Source organism: Chitinophagaceae bacterium (assembly GCA_016713085.1).
Classification (GTDB): domain Bacteria; phylum Bacteroidota; class Bacteroidia; order Chitinophagales; family Chitinophagaceae; genus Lacibacter.
In genome coordinates this window covers 39,842-57,223 of sequence record JADJPV010000006.1, presented here as the reverse complement: position 1 = coordinate 57,223, position 17,382 = coordinate 39,842, and the positions used below count along the sequence as shown (strand labels likewise).

Sequence of the window (17,382 nt, the reverse complement as noted above, 5' to 3'; positions counted from 1 at the left end):
GACAGTGAAAAATTAATCAATAAAAAAAGGGCACCATAAAGTGCCCTTTCCATTTATATCAGAAACAGATTAAAAATCAATTGAATCATTCAGGTCAGTATCAACCAGGATACGACCGCAGTTTTTCTCAGCACAATGATTTTTTTATGCTGTTTAATTTCGCTCTGACGCTGAGGAGGAATGGTGTTGAAACAACCACCACAGCTTTCCCTTTCAATTGGAACAACTGCTAATCCGTTACGGTAACTGTTGCGGATACGGTCGAAACTTGCAAGCAAGCGGTCTTCCACTGATTCTCTTGCTGTGTTTACCTGTGCTTTTAACTGATTTTCTTCTTTTTCAGTATCAGCAACAATTTTATCCAGTTCGCCTTTTTTATGATCTAAATTCTTTTCTTTTCCAGCAATTGCTTTCTTTGCTTTTTCCAGCACTTCGCTTTTTTCAATCAACTCTTCGTTGGCATCTTTTATATGCTTCTCAGCGAGTTTAATTTCCAATCCCTGCATTTCAAGCTCTTTGTTAATGGCTTCAAATTCACGGTTGTTTTTTACATTCTCACTTTGAGTTTCATATTTTTTTACGAGTGCCTGTGAATCTTTGATTGCCTGCTTGCGGCTTTCCATAAATTCCTGAATGCCATTGATCTCTTCTTCAATGCGGTTCTTACGTGCATTCAATCCTTCAATCTCATCTTCCAGGTCTTTTACTTCCATCGGTAATTCACCTTTCAGAATCTGGATCTGATCCAGCTTGCTTTCAATTTTCTGCACACGAATAAGTGTCTTCAGTTTTTCTTCAACGGAATACTCTTTTGTACTAGGCATATTTAATTTGAAATTTTTAATGTTTAATCCTCCGTGGCTTTCGCTTTGGGGGGTGACCGGCTTTCCCTCATTCTTCATCTGTTGTTGCGTCGCACTCTTATACGTTTTGTAATTCTGTTCTTCAAAAAACGCTGCAATTCAATTATCTGCTGCTGAAACAACTCATCTGAAATACTCAACCGGGTTGGTCTTTACACCGGTTTTTAGGACGGCAAAGGTAGGGAATTTCCTGCTCAAATGATCGGCCAAAAGATCAATTGTAAACTGCTCGCTTTCCCAATGACCGATATCGGCCAGCAGCAACCTGCCATCAGCATCAAAAAACTCATGGTACTTTACATCCCCTGTTATGTAAACATCTGCCCCGGCAGCAATGGCTGTTTTAGTAAGAAAACTTCCCGCCCCGCCGCAAAGCGCTACTTTTGAACCTGTTTTTGCAGGAAAGGCGTATGCCTGATGACCTGTAACCCAAACCTGAGTTTAAGCAATTGCAGGAATTCAGTTTCTGAAATTGGGTTCGGCAGCTCACCAATTAGTCCAGATCCAACTGATTGAAACTGATTGTCAAGCGAAACAATATCATAAGCCACTTCCTCATAAGGATGGGCTTTCAAAAGAGGACTGATTATCTGGCTTTCAAGCCAGGCAGGGAAGACGACCTCTATCTTCAGTTCCGCCTCTTCGTGCCGCTTTCCGGGCTCTCCAACAAACGGATTAGTATCACTTCCAGCTTTAAAAGTCCCTGTCCCGGAAGCAGCGAAACTGCATTCGCTGTAATTACCGATGTTACCGGCACCTGCTTCAAAAATAGCTGTACGAACTGCTTCTGCCTGGGCAATTGGAACAAAAGTGTAGAGTTTCTTTAGTGTTGAACCTTTGGGCTTCAGGATTTTGCAGTTGACCAATCCAAGTTTTTCCGCCATTTCACCATTCACTCCTTCTATTACATTGTCGAGGTTTGTATGGATAGCATAAACAGCAATATCATGTTTGATAGAACTGATGACTGCTCTTTCCACATAAGTTTTCCCGGTAATTTTTTTTAATCCGCTGAAAACAATGGGGTGGTGGGCTATCACAAGGTTTGCTCCCTTTGCCTTTGCTTCCAGGATCACTTCTTCTGTAGCGTCCAAACTAACGATGATGCCCGTACATTCCCAACTGGCTGAACCGGTAATTAGTCCTGCATTATCGTAACTCTCCTGAAGGGATGGGGGAGCAATTGTCTCCAGAAAATGGATGATTTCAGCAATTTGCATGCACTAAAAATAAGATAAATCAATCTTTGACCGTTAAATAGAGCAGCGAAATGATTTGAAATCTGCTCTCGTAAATTGTATGGACAGGTGGGAACGTTCAGATTGGTACAAACAATCCGGGAACAAATTGTAGTTTTATCGTTCGTTAAAATTCAAAATCTATGAAACAGGTACTATACATTTTTCTATGCTTCGCATTTCTTGCGGGCTGTAAGAAGGCCATCCAGAAAACAAAAGAACAGGTTGCAGAAGAATTGATTGTTACTGCAATGACGGATGGTAAGTGGACCGTAACAGTTTATACTGATGGAACTGATTACAAACCCGATTTCGACCCTTACGAATTTCAATTCAAAACAAACAGAACAGTTGATGCAATTAACGGAGGATCCGTTGAATCAAACGGAACTTGGCAGGGCGATGGTTATGCAATGACGATTTCTTCTAATTTTTCCGCATCTTCAACTATTACTCTTCAGCGGTTAAATGGTTTGTGGAAAATAGTTGATAACACCTGGACATGGGTAAAAGCAACCCAAACCATTAATGGCAAACTCACAACCTTAGAACTGAGAAAAAAATAAAAGAAAGATAGTAGAGTAAAAAGAGAACGGGCTTCAAATTGAAGCCCGTTCTCTTTTTAAAGAAATGTAGTGGCAGGTTCAATCACTAAATCAATTAATTTTATACATTGATAGATTTCAACTATGACTTTAACGCAACTCGAATACCTGGTGGCAGTAGATACGCACCGCCATTTTGCAACAGCAGCCGGAACATGCTTTGTAACCCAGCCAACCCTCAGTATGCAGATCCAGAAGCTGGAAGAAGAATTAGGGGTGAAACTGTTTGACAGAAAGAAGCAGCCCGTCATTCCAACTGATGCAGGGATTGAAATAATAGAACAGGCACGCAAAATTTTGCAGGAAAGAAATGCCATTCATGAATTGGCACAAAGCAAAAAAGGTACATTAACCGGTGAACTCAGGATTGGAATCATTCCAACACTGGCTCCTTATTTATTGCCGCTGTTTGCTAAAAGTTTCAACCAAAAATATCCTTCTGTTAAGCTGATTGTACATGAAATGATGACAGAATACATCATTAAGCGGTTGCGTGAAGGCAGGATTGATGCCGGGTTGTTAGTAACCCCGCTTCAGGAAAACGGAATAAAAGAAGACATCCTGTTTTATGAGGAATTGCTGGTATATGTTTCACCCAAGAACGCTGCATTTAAAAAGAGTTATGTGCTGGCAAAGGATATTGAACCTGAAAAATTATGGTTGCTGGAAGAAGGGCATTGTTTTCGGTCTCAGATTGTGAATCTCTGTGAACTGAAGAAAGCCAGTGAATCAATTACCCAGTTTGAATATGAAGCAGGAAGCATAGAAACACTTAGACGGATGGTTGAATTAAATGACGGCATAACAATACTGCCCGAACTCTCTACACTGGATATGACTGCCGAGCAAAAGAAACTTATCCGCCATTTTAAAAGCCCGGCACCATCAAGAGAAGTGAGTATGGTTGTACACAGGGATTTTATGAAGAAGAGATTAAAGAAGCATTGAAACACGAAATTATTGCAGCTGTTCCTGAAAAGATCAAGAACAATAAAAGTCAAAACATTGTACCGGTTTAATAAGTTCTCCTGCATTAAGCGAAAAATAATTTTTAGTTTAACTTTTTGGTGATTGCTTTGTTCTTAATCAGGTAAATGAAAAATCATTATAAGTATGAGTATTCAGGTTGGACAGCTGGCTCCGGATTTCTCACTATTTGGAACAGATAAAAACAAAGTAACACTCAGTGAGTTAAAAGGAAAAAATGTGCTTTTGCTTTTCTTTCCGCAGGCATTTACAAGTACTTGTACAAAGGAACTTTGCGCTGTAAGAGATGATATTGCCCGTTACAGTAATGCCAATGCAGAGGTTTTGGGCATTTCTGTTGATTCGGTCTTTACACTGGCAAAGTATAAAGAAGAGCAGGGTTATAACTTTCCCCTGCTGAGCGATTTTAATAAGGAAACCTCAACAGCCTACGATACAATTTACCAGGAATGGAAGCTGGAAATGAAAGGGGTATCGAAAAGAAGTGCATTTATTATTGACAAAGAGGGTGTTGTGCAGTATGCAGAAGTACTCGAAAAAGCTGGTGACCTGCCCAACTTTGAAGCAATTAATCAGTGTTTGGCTGATCTGAGCTGAGAAAAATTACCAGTAAATTTACTGGTGGCCATTTCAAGTACAGTCCGTAGATTTTAAACAATTGTGAAAAAAAAGCTTGTAATTTGCAGGTAATAAAATTAGATTTGTTTCGTTGAAGCAATTTTTACCATATTATCCTGTATCCTTTTAATAGCTACTGCAGCATCTGCACAGACTAACAGGCCATCTGTAGATAATTCTGAAGGACTTATTAAACAGGTTCGTTTCTTTCCCAACCCCGCTTCATCTTTCATCAATTTTGAGTTTAAGGATAACAGTAATCTTTCTAACTATTCGTTAAAAGTGTTCAACTTTATCGGTAAGAAAGTTTTAGAGAACAACAACCTCTCTCCCCGTACTGTAGTAAATCTCAATGATTTTTTCCGTGGTGTTTATATCTTCCAGTTAACCGACCGTACCGGTAAGGTTGTTGAAAGCGGAAAATTTCAGGTAGTAAAATAATCCCTTCTTTTTATTTATTTGATCAGTCGCTATAAAACGATTTTTTGCTGTGATTATCAGTTTTGCAAATGCGAACTGCATCCTGCCTCATACTTCTTACTTCATACATCCTTCTCAAAATACCTGAACAATCAAAAACTTCAAATAGTGTGTATTCTCCCAGCCCCAGATAATCGGGTGATCAGAACTCTGGGTTTGAAAAGTAACCTGTCTCAGTTGTCTTTTTGCATCATTGGCTGCCATTTGAATGGTTTGCAGATACATGTCGGGCTGTACTAAGTTGGTACAGGATGAGGTAACTAAAAATCCCCCCGGCTTTACCAGTTTCATTCCACGTAGATTGATTTCTTTATATCCGGCAATCGCTTTCTGAATATTTGCTCTTGATTTAGTGAAAGAAGGTGGATCGAGCATTACCACATCATATTGCCTTCCTTCTTTAACCCAATTTTCAATACATCAAATGCATTTACACATTCAAATGTGCATTTATCAACAACTCCGTTCAGCTCAGCATTTTTATTGCACATGGCTATTGCACTTTCAGAAATATCAAGTCCGTGAACACTTTTTGCACCATAATGTGCAGCATGTATTTCAAAGGTTCCGGTATAAGTAAATGCCCCTAATACATCTGCATCTTTTACAATATGCTGAATGGCCCGGCGGTTATCCTGCTGATCAAGAAAATAACCTGTCTTTTGTCCATTAGCAATATCTACGTAAAACTTCAATCCATTTTCATTAATGATAATATTGGTATCAAAAGGCTCACTCAGAAATCCTTTTTTCTGTTCCATACCTTCCAGTTCACGGATAGGCACATCGTTACGTTCATAAATCCCTTTTGGCTGAAAGATTTCATGGATGGCTTTTACAATCGCATTTTTCCAGCGGTCAATGCCTAATGCCAGCGTTTGAATCACAAAATAATCGTTGAACTTATCAATGATCAGCTGCGATAAACCATCAGCTTCGCCAAAGACCAAACGGCAATTCTCTGTATAACCCAATTGCTGCCGCTGTTTCCATGCTTCACTCAGTTTTCTGAGAAAAAATGCTTCGTTGATCTCTTCTGCTTTATTTCTTGTAAGTATGCGGACAAGGATCTGTGATTTAGGATTGTAATAACCTCTGCCCAGAAATTTATCATCATGCATATGCACATCAACAATATCGCCACCTGCAGCTTCACCTTTCACCATGTTTACCTCGTTGGCAAAAACCCATGGATGACCGTTTAAAACACGTGGCGAAATCTTCCTGTTTAAAATAACTTTTGTCATAGCTGCCAAAGGTATCTGTTATATCTTTTCTTATCCAAACAGATTGAAAATTCACGGAATTGTATGTTTTAAAACTGCTTTTGGCTATTTATCAAGACAATTTGTCCCATCTTGCCCATTGGCAATATTCTTGTCCAGCTTACCTTTGCCGACAATTTTTCGCATAAAAGAACAAAAGACGAACGAAATGACAGAACAAAATAACAATGACCTCAATACTTCTGAATTCAGCACCGACGAAAGTGCAGCGGGTACAAATCTCCTCAATGAACAGATTGCCGAGGAAACCGAACTGGAAAAACTGAAAGAAGCGGTGGAAGAAGAAAAGAACAAATATCTCTACCTGATGGCTGAGTTTGATAATTTCCGCCGCCGTACTGCGAAAGAACGGAATGAGTTGGTGCAGACTGCAGGAAAGGATGTGATCATTTCCATGCTGGAAGTTGTGGATGATGCAGACCGTGCTGAAGCCGAGCTTTCAAAAACACTTGACCCTAAAGAACTGGAAGGAGTGAAACTGGTATTTCATAAGCTCCGCAGTATTCTGCAAAGCCGTGGCTTAAAGGCAATGGATACAAAGGGCCAGGAATTTGATGCAGATAAACATGAAGCCATTACTGAAATCCCTGCTCCAAATGATAAGATGGTTGGTAAAGTAGTGGATGAAATTGAAAAAGGATATTTGCTCAACGATAAAATCATCCGCTTTGCAAAAGTGGTAGTAGGGAAATAATTAGTTGATTAGCTGATGCGGTAATGTGCTAATGAAGGCACCCCACATTAGCTCATTGGCACATTAGCATATCAGCACATTATTATGAAAAGAGACTTTTACGAAATACTTGGAGTAAGTAAAACTGCAACTGCGGATGAGATTAAAAAAGCTTACCGTAAGGTGGCCATGCAATTTCACCCCGACCGTAACCCCGGTAATAAAGAAGCGGAAGAAAAATTCAAGGAAGCTGCAGAAGCTTACGAGATATTGAGTGATGCGGATAAAAAATCGCAGTATGATCGTTATGGTCATGCTGGTGTTAGTGGCAATGGCCGTGGTGGATTTGGCGGCGGCCATAACATGAACATGGATGATATCTTCAGCCAGTTCGGTGATATTTTTGGTGATGACAGTCCCTTCGGCAGTTTCTTTGGCGGTGGTGGCGGACAACGCAGAGGCGGCGGTGGAAGATCCAGAGGTGTAAGAGGCAGCAATCTCCGTGTTCGTATCAAAATGAATTATGAAGAAATTGCAAAAGGTGCAAGTAAGACTATCAAAGTAAAAAAATATGTGAGTTGTACTACCTGCAGTGGTAGTGGTGCAAAAGATAAAAGCAGTATGCAAACCTGCGGTACCTGCGGCGGCAGTGGGCAGGTAAGAAGAGTGCAGAATACTTTCCTTGGTCAAATGCAAACGGTAACAACCTGTCCAACTTGTAATGGAGAAGGTTCTACCATCGCAAATAAGTGTACTGCCTGCAAAGGTGAAGGAAGGGTTTATGGCGAAGAAAATATTTCTATTGATATACCGGCAGGTGTACAGGAGGGAATGCAGTTAAGTGTTTCAGGAAAAGGAAATATGGGCGAACGTGGCGGTGCTCCCGGTGATTTGATTGTGTTGATTGAAGAAGAAGCACATCCGCATCTGCACCGTGATGGTTTGAATGTGGCCTATGATCTGCACATTTCATTTCCTGATGCAGCATTTGGAATCCAGGCCGAAGTGCCAACCATTGATGGTCGTGCAAAAATTAAAATACCACCCGGCACTCAAAGCGGAAAAGTATTCCGTTTGAAAGGAAAGGGATTCCCTGCTTTGCAGAGTTATGAAAAAGGTGATCAGTTGATTTATGTCAACATCTGGACACCGCAGCATTTAAGTTCAGAAGAAAAAGCAATGCTTGAAAAAATGCAGCAGAGCCAGAATTTTCATCCAAAACCTGAAAAAGGCGACAAAGGCTTTTTTGAACGAGTGAAAGAAATGTTCAGCTAAATGTATCCTTACAATAATTGAATGGCGGGTCGGTTTTCGATCCGCCATTTTTTATTTCTTATTATATTTACCCGTTCCCGGCAACAGCTGCATTACTTCACTAACTGCATTTAAACATGAGTGATAAAGACAACTATTCCATTCCTGCAAAGTTTCGGCGTATTGAAAACCTGCATATTCTGTTGTGGCTGCTTAAAGATGCCTGCTGGGCATTGAACCTGCGGATCCCGGCACTGATCATGATTGTTCCAACTATCCTGGCAGCACTGATTATTACCTGGCAAACAAGAAAGTTGTTTTCAGAAGTCATGCATAATCTCGCTGTTGTATTCTGGATTATTGCCAACTGTACCTGGATGGTCGGTGAGTTTTATGGGATAGATGAGGGTATTTATGGGCTGCGGCGCATTGCATTGATCCCTTTTTCTATCGGGCTTCTTATTCTTGCTGTTTATTATTACCTCCATTTTACCAGCCGCAGATTCAGGGACAAATGATTCAGAAAACAGTTTAATTCCATCTCAGTTGGTTGGCTCTCAATAATTATCTTTGCGCCCTGCATTTAGCCACAAAGACTCAAAGACAGGAAGTTCACAAAGGAATCCTTTGGGTGTTCTTTGCGACTTGGTGCTTTAGTGGCAAATTCAATCATTATCAAAATCAGAAGTTTACATGTACCGTTCTCATACCTGTGGTGAATTAAGAAGCAATCATGCCGGCAACACCGTAACATTAGCCGGATGGGTGCAAACAGTAAGAAAGTTTGGAAGTATCACCTTCGTTGATCTGCGTGACCGTTATGGTATTACTCAGTTATTGTTTGGAGAAGATTTGAATAAACTGCTGGACGAAAATCCACTTGGTCGTGAGTTTGTGTTGCAGGTTACCGGAACTGTGAATGAACGCAGTAATAAAAATGCAAACATTGCAACAGGTGATGTTGAAATTCTTGTACAATCATTTAAAGTATTAAATAAATCAGCTGTTCCTCCTTTCACGATACAGGATGATACAGATGGTGGTGATGATTTAAGAATGAAGTATCGTTTTCTTGATCTGCGTCGCAATGCAGTGAAAAGAAACATTGAACTGCGTTATGCTGTAAACCGTGCTGCAAGAAATTACCTGCACAATAACGGGTTCATGGATATTGAAACACCGTTCTTAATTAAATCAACACCTGAAGGTGCAAGAGATTTTGTTGTTCCAAGCAGAATGAACCCGGGACAGTTTTATGCATTGCCACAATCGCCGCAAACATTCAAACAGTTGCTGATGGTAAGTGGTTACGACCGTTACTATCAAATTGTAAAATGTTTTCGTGATGAGGATCTGCGTGCCGACCGTCAGCCTGAGTTTACACAGATCGATTGTGAAATGGCCTTTGTTGAACAGGAAGATATCCTGAGCATGTTCGAAGGAATGGTGAAAGCCATTTTTAAAGACGTTAAGAATATCGATTATACTGAAGTTGTTGAACGCATGACATGGGAAGAAGCCATGTGGCAATACGGAAACGATAAACCTGATATCCGTTTCGATCTGAAGATCTGCAATATCAAATTCCCTGCACATACATTCCCAGCAAAACAAAATCAATCAGCATTGATTGATGGAGTTGATTTCAAAGTATTTGATGAAGCTGAAACTGTTGTTGCTATTGCTGTTCCCGGTTGCAGTGAATATACACGCAAGCAAACGGATGAATTAACAGAGTGGGTGAAGCGTCCGCAGATTGGAATGAAGGGGCTGGTGTTTATTAAAGTAAATGCTGATGGAACATTCAAAAGCAGTGTAGATAAATTTTACAGTGAAGAAAAATTGAAAGCTATAGCTGAAGCATCGAATGCAAAAGCCGGTGACTTGATTTTAGTTCTTGCAGGTGCAGAAGAACGTACACGTAAAGCCATCAGTGATCTGCGTATGTATATGGCCGATAAACTGGGTATGCGTAAAGCAGGTGATTTTAAATTACTGTGGGTGCTTGACTTCCCGTTGTTTGAATATGCGGAAGAAGACAACCGCTGGGTTGCAAGACATCATCCGTTTACAAGTCCCAAGCCCGACCAGATTGAAACAATGATCGATAACACCCCGGTTATTGAAAATGCGGCTGAGTATCTGAAACATCCTTACGCCACTATCAAAGCCAATGCTTATGATATGGTGCTGAATGGTAATGAAATTGGTGGTGGTTCTATCCGTATTTACCAGCGTGAACTGCAGGAAAAAATGTTTGCAGCTCTTGGTATGGATGCAGAAGAACAGCAGCATAAGTTTGGATTTTTACTGGGTGCATTTGAATATGGTGCACCGCCGCATGGTGGAATTGCATTTGGTTTCGATCGTTTGTGTGCTATCCTTGGCGGCAGTGAAAGTATCCGTGATTTTATTGCTTTCCCGAAAAACAATTCAGGAAGAGATGTAATGCTGGATGCCCCGAGTACAATTGATGCAAAACAATTTGACGAATTACAGATAAAGCTTGATTTGAAATAGTGTCTGACAACTCAGGTTGTCTGACACATAAACAGAATGTATTTTATGAAATCATTAGTGCTTTATCGCATCTTCTCTTACTTTCTTATTGCTATCGCTGCTCTTCTTGGCATTGTATCCTTTTTTTTATTACTTGTTGGATTGAGTAACCCGGAAATATTACTGGAAGTGTTTGTTTTGGTTGCAGCTGTAATTTATAGTTTCGCCAGTTTCTTTTTTCTTCTTAACGGAATAGATGGCAAGCAGCAGCTTAAACCGAAAACAAAAGACCTGATTAATATAAATGCCTATTTATCATTTGTATTCGTAATGATGCTTGCTTTTTTTTCGATCTCAGAGTTAAGTAACCCCACTGCAATAAAGGATATTGCTAAAGAAATGGCGTCAAAGCAACCTCCGAAATCACCGTTAACTATGGGATTGGCACTCAAATTTATGCAGGCGTTTCTTTTGTTCTTTCTTTTCTATGCAGTGATTCTGGGTGCTCATATTTCTATGACCTTTCGTTTGCTGAAGCAGTATGCACACCTTTTTGATGAGAAGAAAACAGATGACACACATTCTGCAGGAATTGATTGATCAGCTTATTCAGAAGCTTCATAATTTCTGTAACTTGCCTCTATGCAGCAGGCTCCATTAGCAGAACGTTTAAGACCGGCAATATTAACTGACCTTGTTGGTCAGCAGCACTTAACAGGGCAAGGGAGTATTTTGCAAAAGGCAATAGCAAGCGGTCATATTCCCAGTATGATTTTGTGGGGGCCGCCTGGTGTTGGTAAAACAACTATCGCCAATATCATTGCACATACGGTTAAGGCATCTTATTATCAGCTCAGTGCTATTAGCAGTGGCGTAAAAGAAGTTCGTGAAGTGATTGAACAGGCAAAGAAAGAACCCAAAGCCATTTTATTTATTGATGAAATTCACCGTTTCAATAAAGGTCAGCAAGATGCATTATTGGGTGCAGTTGAAAAAGGAATCATTACACTTATTGGTGCCACCACAGAAAACCCTTCCTTTGAAGTAAACAGCGCCTTGCTCAGCCGATGCCAGGTTTTTGTATTAAAAGCCCTGGAAGAAAAAGATCTGCTGCAGTTATTAAACAAAGCAATAGCAGAAGACAGCATTTTACAAACAACAAAAATTAAGGTGAAGCAAACGGAAGCAAAGCTCCGTTTAAGTGGTGGTGATGCAAGAAAACTGTTGAACCTGCTTGAAATTGTAACCGATACATCAATAGAAGATGAGTTAGTGATTACAGATGAACTGGTCTTGCACACTATTCAGCAAAAGATGGCTTTGTATGATAAGAGTGGGGAACAGCACTATGATATCATTTCAGCATTTATCAAATCTATCCGTTGCAGCGACCCCAATGCCGCTGTATATTGGCTGGCAAGAATGATTGATGGCGGAGAAGATGTGAAATTCATTGCACGCAGGTTAGTAATACTTGCCAGTGAAGATATTGGCAATGCCAACCCCAATGCATTGCTGCTGGCAAATGCAACATTTGATGCGGTAAATAAGATTGGTTATCCCGAATCAAAAATTATTTTATCGCAATGTGCAACTTATTTAGCATCATCAGCAAAAAGTAATGCTGCTGTTGCAGCTATTGGCAAAGCAGAAGAAGCGGTAAGAATGTATGGTGATCTGCCTGTTCCCTTGCATATTCGAAATGCACCAACGAAGCTGATGAAGAATTTGGATTATGGCAAAGGCTATCAGTATTCACATAGCTATGAAAATAATTTTTCTTCACAGGAATACTTACCTGATAAAATAAGCGGAACAACATTTTATGAACCCGGTAAAAATGCAAGGGAAGAAGAACTGCGTAAGTTTTTAAAACAACTCTGGAAAGAAAAATATAACTATTAAGCATTTTGAATAATGAAATTAAATTGGGCAATCAAAAAATTTGATGAATTAACTCCGCATGAGTTGTATGCCATCATGTGGTTAAGGAATGAGGTATTTGTAGTAGAACAGAATTGCGTGTTCCAGGATGCTGATTTTAAAGATCAGCAAAGCTGGCATTTAATGGGGTGGGCTGATGACAAACAACTCATGGCTTACAGCAGAATATTACCCCAGGGCTTAGCGTATGTACAACCTTCAATAGGAAGAGTAGTAACAAATCCTGCAGCACGTAAAGAAGGAGCTGGAAGAGAGTTAATGAATACAGCCATAGCTCATTGCTGTAAACTGTTTGGCGAACAGGATATTAAAATCGGGGCACAATTATACCTGTTGAAATTTTATTCATCACTGGGATTTGAAAGGTCAGGAGAAGTTTATTTGGAAGATGGAATAGAACATGTTGAAATGATTCGTTTTTTTAAAAACCAATAAGTATTTTTACGAATGGTGTTTAGTAAAAGCACCTAAAAGCCCATGCCAGTAAGGGTTTACACTAAAAATGCTAAAGAAATAATTTTGAACTTCAGAATTTGTTGTTTAATATTGCCATGTTATATCCAGTATCAGAAAAACCAAATATCCAAAACTATGAAAATTCGTACTCCTCAGTATTTCCTGTACGCTTTTTTCCTTTTTACTTTATTCATTCATTCTGCGAATGCGCAGGTAGGATTAACTACTGCTAACTCAAGATTTGAGATCGGTATTAATGCTGGTCCTATGAGCTTTCTTGGCGACCTGGGTGGTAATAGAGGCAAAGGAACTTTTGGCCCTAAAGACAATAATTTTCCAGTAACAAATATCGTTGGCGGTATCTCTGCTTCTTATTATCCATCAGAATGGATAGGTTTCAGAATTGCAGGTAACATTGGCCAGATGGAAGGCGATGACCGTTTAATTAAACAAAAGCAACCTACTGATAACTGGGAAGGTGCACGCAAATACAGAAACCTTACTTTTCGTTCTCCTTTATATGAAGCATACGCTGCAATTGAATTGTATCCAACAGCTTTTTTCAGTGTAAAGAATGGCTGGGGTTTACCAAGATTCAGGCCATATCTTATTGGCGGAATAGGAGTATTGAAGTTTAATCCACAAGGATTATATACAAGCCCTGCAGGAACAGAAACATGGGTTGATCTGAAACCATTAAGATTAGAAGGGCAGGGAATGGTTGAAACAGGTAATCCTGAATACAGCCTTACATCTTATTGCATTCCTTTAGGTGTAGGTTTCAAATATGACATTACTGAAAGACTGACATTAGGTGTTGAATTCATTCACCGTAAAACCGGGAGTGATTATATTGATGACGTAAGTACGAAGTTTATTGATCCGGCTCTGTTTGATATATATCTTTCACCGAGCCAGGCTGCCATTGCAAAATTCATGGCAAATCCGAGTTCGTTTTATCCATCAAGCTCACCAGGATATACTCCTTATGAACCGGGAAAGAAAAGAGGAAATCCCTTACGGAATGACTCTTATTTTTCAAGTACTTTCCGTTTAACCTGGAAGATCGGTGATGTATATGCTGACTGGTTTAAAAATAAAAATTCGATGAAGTGTCCGCAGTACTTCTAAACTGAGAAGAATAAATAATCCATACCCAATCCCTCTTTTAAAATGAAAACTTTAATCCAAAAATTAAATCCGCAGCTTTCTATCTGGCTACTCCGTGTAGGCCTGATAACGCTTTATGTTATCTTATTTATATTCAAAAAGAAATTATACCTGTAACTCTTTAAGCAAAGTATGTAATTAATTTTAGTCCGTACCCTCTCTTAAGTTTTCCAATCCTGTGAAAATCTAAAACGAGAACCAGTGACTAATATTCTTTTCACCATGCTTTGCTTTGTTTCTCTTGGTCCGTACTCTATCCATTGCCCCCGATGCGTCGGGGGCTCTTTTTTTATGTACTGAGTGAAAGAATTACATTTCTGGTTTTAAAAACTGTGCAGTATAACTTTCTTTACATTCTAATAATTCTTCGGGAGTTCCTTCAAATAAAATTTGTCCGCCACCATCACCACCCTCAGGTCCAAGATCAATAATATGATCTGCCACTTTAATGACATCCATGTTGTGTTCAATTACCAGAACGGTGTTTCCTCTGTCGGTTAATTTATTTAATACATCCAGCAGATGCTGAATATCCTGGAAATGCAAACCTGTTGTAGGCTCATCAAGAATATAAAACGTTTTGCCGGTATCTTTTTTTCCCAACTCAGTTGAAAGTTTTACACGCTGTGCTTCACCACCGCTTAATGTAACAGCACTCTGACCAAGTGTGATATAACCAAGCCCAACATCTGCCAGTACTTTTATTTTGCGGTACAGGTATGGAACAGGCTGAAAAAAATCAACTGCTTCTTCAACAGTCATGTCCAGTATGTCGGCAATGCATTTTCCTTTGTAACGGATTTCTAATGTTTCCCTGTTATATCGTTTGCCATTACATTTCTCACAATGGACATAAACATCGGGAAGGAAATTCATTTCAATAACACGCATGCCTCCGCCTTCACAAACATCACAACGCCCGGTTTTTACATTGAAAGAAAACCTTCCTGCATTGTATCCACGAATCTTTGCTTCAGGTATTGCCGCAAATAAAGTCCTGATCTCAGTAAAAAATCCGCAATAGGTGGCAGGGTTACTTCTTGGCGTACGGCCAATAGGTGACTGATCAATTTCAATTACTTTATCAATATGTTCCAATCCCTTAATGGATTTATAAGGCATTGGAATCGCTTTTGAATCGTAACAATATTTGTTGAGAATTGGATAGAGTGTTTCATTGATGAGTGTACTCTTGCCACTGCCACTTACTCCTGTTACAACAATCAGTTTGCCGAGAGGAAGTTTAATGTTTACATTCTGCAGGTTGTTACCTGTTGATCCTTTTAATTCTATAAATTTCCCATTGCCCTTTCTTCTTTCAGCTGGTATTGCAATCTTCTTTTCACCATTCAGATATTTAGCTGTGTCACTGCCTGATGCAAGAACTTGTTTTGGAGTTCCTGCTGAAACAATTGTACCACCATGTTTCCCTGCCTGCGGTCCAACATCGATCAAATGATCAGCAGCAAGCATAATATCTTTATCATGTTCAACAACCAGCACACTGTTGCCTACATCCCTTAGATTTTTCAATGCATCTATTAAACGGTGATTATCCCTTTGATGCAAACCGATACTCGGTTCATCTAAAATATAAGTGATGCCCTGCAGTTGAGATCCGATCTGTGTTGCCAAACGGATACGCTGGCTTTCACCACCACTCAATGATTTTGAAGAACGGTTTAATGTGAGATAAGTCAACCCAACATTCAAGAGAAATTGTAAACGTTCCCTGATTTCTTTTAATACATCTTTTCCAATTGCTGCCTGCCTGTTACTGATACGGAGTTCCAGTCCATCAAACCATGCAGCAAGATTATCGAGGTTCAATTCACTTAACTCAGCAATATTTCTATCTTCAACTTTAAACCATAAACTTTCTTTCTTTAATCTTGCACCATTGCAGCTGCCACAGGTTTGCAATGTCATAAATTGTGTTACCCAGTCACGCAGAGCTTCTGTACTGTTTGGTGAAACGAACCAACGTTTCAGCATTGGAATAATACCCTCATAACTTCCTGTATATTCCTGGGGTACTGTTTCATCGCCCGGATCCACTTCAAGTGACGCATTGATATTTTTATCACCAAACAACAGTAATTCTAATTGTTCTTTCGTTAAATCTTTTACAGGTAGATCTAATTTGATCTTATACTTTTTTGCAAAAGCAATCACTTGCTGAAACACACTGGCTTCCCGTTCTTCACCTAAAGGAGCAATACCACCTTCCTTCACTGTTTTTGTTTTGTCTGGAAGTACAAGTTCCATATCAATGGTATACACATTTCCCAATCCTTTACAGGTTGGGCATGCACCATAAGGTGAGTTAAATGAAAATGCATTGGGTGATGGTTCTTCATAACTGAGCCCTGTATCTTCACACATCAGCTGCTTGGAATAAGAAACAACAGCACCTTTTTCTGTTCCAATAAACATCAGGTCTTTTCCCAACTTTAATGTTTGCTGTACACTCTGGCTGATGCGCACTTTGAAATCATCACTTACTTTCAAACGGTCAACCACCACTTCAATATCATGAATCTTGTAACGGTCAACCTGCATTTTTGGAACAAGATCTTTTACTTCACCATCGATCCGCACTTTTACAAAACCTTTCTTCCTTATGTCTTCAAACAATTCACGGTAATGTCCTTTACGTCCTCTTACCAATGGAGCAAGTAATAAGATTTTCTGTTCGTCAAATCGCTGGAAAATATTTTCAACAATTTCTTCTTCGCTCCACTTCACCATTTTCTTACCTGTGTTGTATGAATAGGCTTCACCAACTCTTGCAAACAGCAAACGAAGGAAGTCATACACTTCGGTTATAGTACCAACTGTTGAGCGAGGGTTTTTATTGGTTGTTTTTTGCTCAATCGAAATAACGGGAGAGAGCCCGGTGATTTTATCAACATCGGGCCGTTCCATATCGCCAACAAACTGCCTGGCATATGCACCAAAAGTTTCCATATACCGGCGCTGACCTTCTGCATAAATTGTATCAAATGCTAAAGAAGATTTGCCGCTACCACTAATGCCGGTAATTACAACCAGCTTATTTTTAGGAATACTTACATCAATATTTTTCAGGTTATGCACCCTTGCGCCTGAAACCTCTATCTGATCATTTACTAAGTCGCTCATAATTTGGAACCCGGTCAAAATAGCCGGGAAACGAATTTACCGTGAAATCTTTTATCAGCAGAGGTAAGATTTTGTGAGCCATCTATACATGGCCCTCAACAGGTTAGCTGTTTAATAAGCAGCAGTAACAGAGTAATAAATATTCCACAGCAGGATCTTCCCAAT

General features: G+C 39.6%; 12 protein-coding genes and 4 pseudogenes. 12 read left to right on the top strand and 4 right to left on the bottom strand.

What is annotated here, in order from left to right; genetic code table 11:
* Positions 1–69: 69 nt before the first annotated feature.
* Both IPK31_21080 and IPK31_21075 read right to left on the bottom strand, forming a co-directional pair.
* Positions 70–824: pseudogene (locus IPK31_21080) on the bottom strand (hypothetical protein).
* Positions 825–986: 162 nt separating this feature from the next.
* A pseudogene (locus IPK31_21075) lies at positions 987–2,083 on the bottom strand (Nif3-like dinuclear metal center hexameric protein).
* A gap of 161 nt (positions 2,084–2,244) precedes the next feature.
* On the opposite strand from IPK31_21075, the gene IPK31_21070 reads away from it, so the two are divergent.
* The 4 genes and pseudogenes from IPK31_21070 (at position 2,245) to IPK31_21055 (ending at position 4,752) form a co-directional block, all read left to right on the top strand.
* Positions 2,245–2,667 (top strand): hypothetical protein, encoded by a 423-nt coding sequence (locus tag IPK31_21070; protein ID MBK8090193.1) that lies wholly within the window; start codon positions 2,245–2,247, stop codon positions 2,665–2,667.
* Positions 2,668–2,790: 123 nt separating this feature from the next.
* Positions 2,791–3,725 (top strand): annotated as a pseudogene (locus tag IPK31_21065) (LysR family transcriptional regulator).
* A 94-nt stretch (positions 3,726–3,819) separates the two neighbouring features.
* Positions 3,820–4,290 (top strand): redoxin domain-containing protein, encoded by a 471-nt coding sequence (locus tag IPK31_21060; GenBank protein MBK8090192.1) that lies wholly within the window; start codon positions 3,820–3,822, stop codon positions 4,288–4,290.
* Between the two features lie 102 nt (positions 4,291–4,392).
* Positions 4,393–4,752 carry a T9SS type A sorting domain-containing protein gene (locus IPK31_21055; GenBank protein ID MBK8090191.1) on the top strand — a complete coding sequence of 120 codons (360 nt, stop codon included), beginning with the start codon at positions 4,393–4,395 and terminating at the stop codon, positions 4,750–4,752.
* Between the two features lie 114 nt (positions 4,753–4,866).
* Here the strand turns inward: IPK31_21055 and IPK31_21050 are convergent.
* Positions 4,867–6,038: pseudogene (locus tag IPK31_21050) on the bottom strand (class I SAM-dependent rRNA methyltransferase).
* 187 nt (positions 6,039–6,225) lie between these two features.
* Between IPK31_21050 and IPK31_21045 the strand changes: the two are divergent.
* The 8 genes from IPK31_21045 to IPK31_21010 all read left to right on the top strand — a co-directional run bounded on the left by IPK31_21045 (position 6,226) and on the right by IPK31_21010 (position 14,034).
* Positions 6,226–6,771: a nucleotide exchange factor GrpE gene (locus IPK31_21045; protein MBK8090190.1), complete on the top strand. Its 546-nt coding sequence runs from the start codon at positions 6,226–6,228 to the stop codon at positions 6,769–6,771.
* A gap of 81 nt (positions 6,772–6,852) precedes the next feature.
* A complete protein-coding gene (gene dnaJ, locus IPK31_21040; protein ID MBK8090189.1) occupies positions 6,853–8,025 on the top strand; it encodes a molecular chaperone DnaJ in 1,173 nt (390 codons plus the stop codon).
* Positions 8,026–8,141: 116 nt separating this feature from the next.
* A complete protein-coding gene (locus IPK31_21035; protein MBK8090188.1) occupies positions 8,142–8,522 on the top strand; it encodes a hypothetical protein in 381 nt (126 codons plus the stop codon).
* 175 nt (positions 8,523–8,697) lie between these two features.
* Entirely contained in the window at positions 8,698–10,524 is a 1,827-nt protein-coding gene (aspS, locus tag IPK31_21030) for an aspartate--tRNA ligase (GenBank protein MBK8090187.1), read from the top strand.
* Between the two features lie 45 nt (positions 10,525–10,569).
* Positions 10,570–11,103 (top strand): hypothetical protein, encoded by a 534-nt coding sequence (locus IPK31_21025; protein MBK8090186.1) that lies wholly within the window; start codon positions 10,570–10,572, stop codon positions 11,101–11,103.
* 42 nt (positions 11,104–11,145) lie between these two features.
* Entirely contained in the window at positions 11,146–12,408 is a 1,263-nt protein-coding gene (locus IPK31_21020) for a replication-associated recombination protein A (GenBank protein MBK8090185.1), read from the top strand.
* 12 nt (positions 12,409–12,420) lie between these two features.
* Positions 12,421–12,882, top strand: coding sequence for a GNAT family N-acetyltransferase (locus IPK31_21015; protein ID MBK8090184.1), 462 nt, complete (start codon positions 12,421–12,423; stop codon positions 12,880–12,882).
* Between the two features lie 156 nt (positions 12,883–13,038).
* A complete protein-coding gene (locus IPK31_21010; protein MBK8090183.1) occupies positions 13,039–14,034 on the top strand; it encodes a hypothetical protein in 996 nt (331 codons plus the stop codon).
* Positions 14,035–14,382: 348 nt separating this feature from the next.
* On the opposite strand, the gene uvrA is transcribed toward IPK31_21010, so the two are convergent.
* Positions 14,383–17,217 carry an excinuclease ABC subunit UvrA gene (uvrA, locus tag IPK31_21005; protein MBK8090182.1) on the bottom strand — a complete coding sequence of 945 codons (2,835 nt, stop codon included), beginning with the start codon at positions 17,215–17,217 and terminating at the stop codon, positions 14,383–14,385.
* Between the last annotated feature and the right edge of the window lie 165 nt (positions 17,218–17,382).

Coding starts and splice junctions, on each gene's coding strand:
- IPK31_21070 (MBK8090193.1), top strand. CDS start 2,245: ATGAAACAGGTACTATACATTTTTCTATGCTTCGCATTTCTTGCGGGC.
- IPK31_21060 (MBK8090192.1), top strand. CDS start 3,820: ATGAGTATTCAGGTTGGACAGCTGGCTCCGGATTTCTCACTATTTGGA.
- IPK31_21045 (MBK8090190.1), top strand. CDS start 6,226: ATGACAGAACAAAATAACAATGACCTCAATACTTCTGAATTCAGCACC.
- IPK31_21035 (MBK8090188.1), top strand. CDS start 8,142: ATGAGTGATAAAGACAACTATTCCATTCCTGCAAAGTTTCGGCGTATT.
- aspS (MBK8090187.1), top strand. CDS start 8,698: ATGTACCGTTCTCATACCTGTGGTGAATTAAGAAGCAATCATGCCGGC.
- IPK31_21025 (MBK8090186.1), top strand. CDS start 10,570: ATGAAATCATTAGTGCTTTATCGCATCTTCTCTTACTTTCTTATTGCT.
- IPK31_21020 (MBK8090185.1), top strand. CDS start 11,146: ATGCAGCAGGCTCCATTAGCAGAACGTTTAAGACCGGCAATATTAACT.
- IPK31_21015 (MBK8090184.1), top strand. CDS start 12,421: ATGAAATTAAATTGGGCAATCAAAAAATTTGATGAATTAACTCCGCAT.
- IPK31_21010 (MBK8090183.1), top strand. CDS start 13,039: ATGAAAATTCGTACTCCTCAGTATTTCCTGTACGCTTTTTTCCTTTTT.
- uvrA (MBK8090182.1), bottom strand. CDS start 17,217: ATGAGCGACTTAGTAAATGATCAGATAGAGGTTTCAGGCGCAAGGGTG.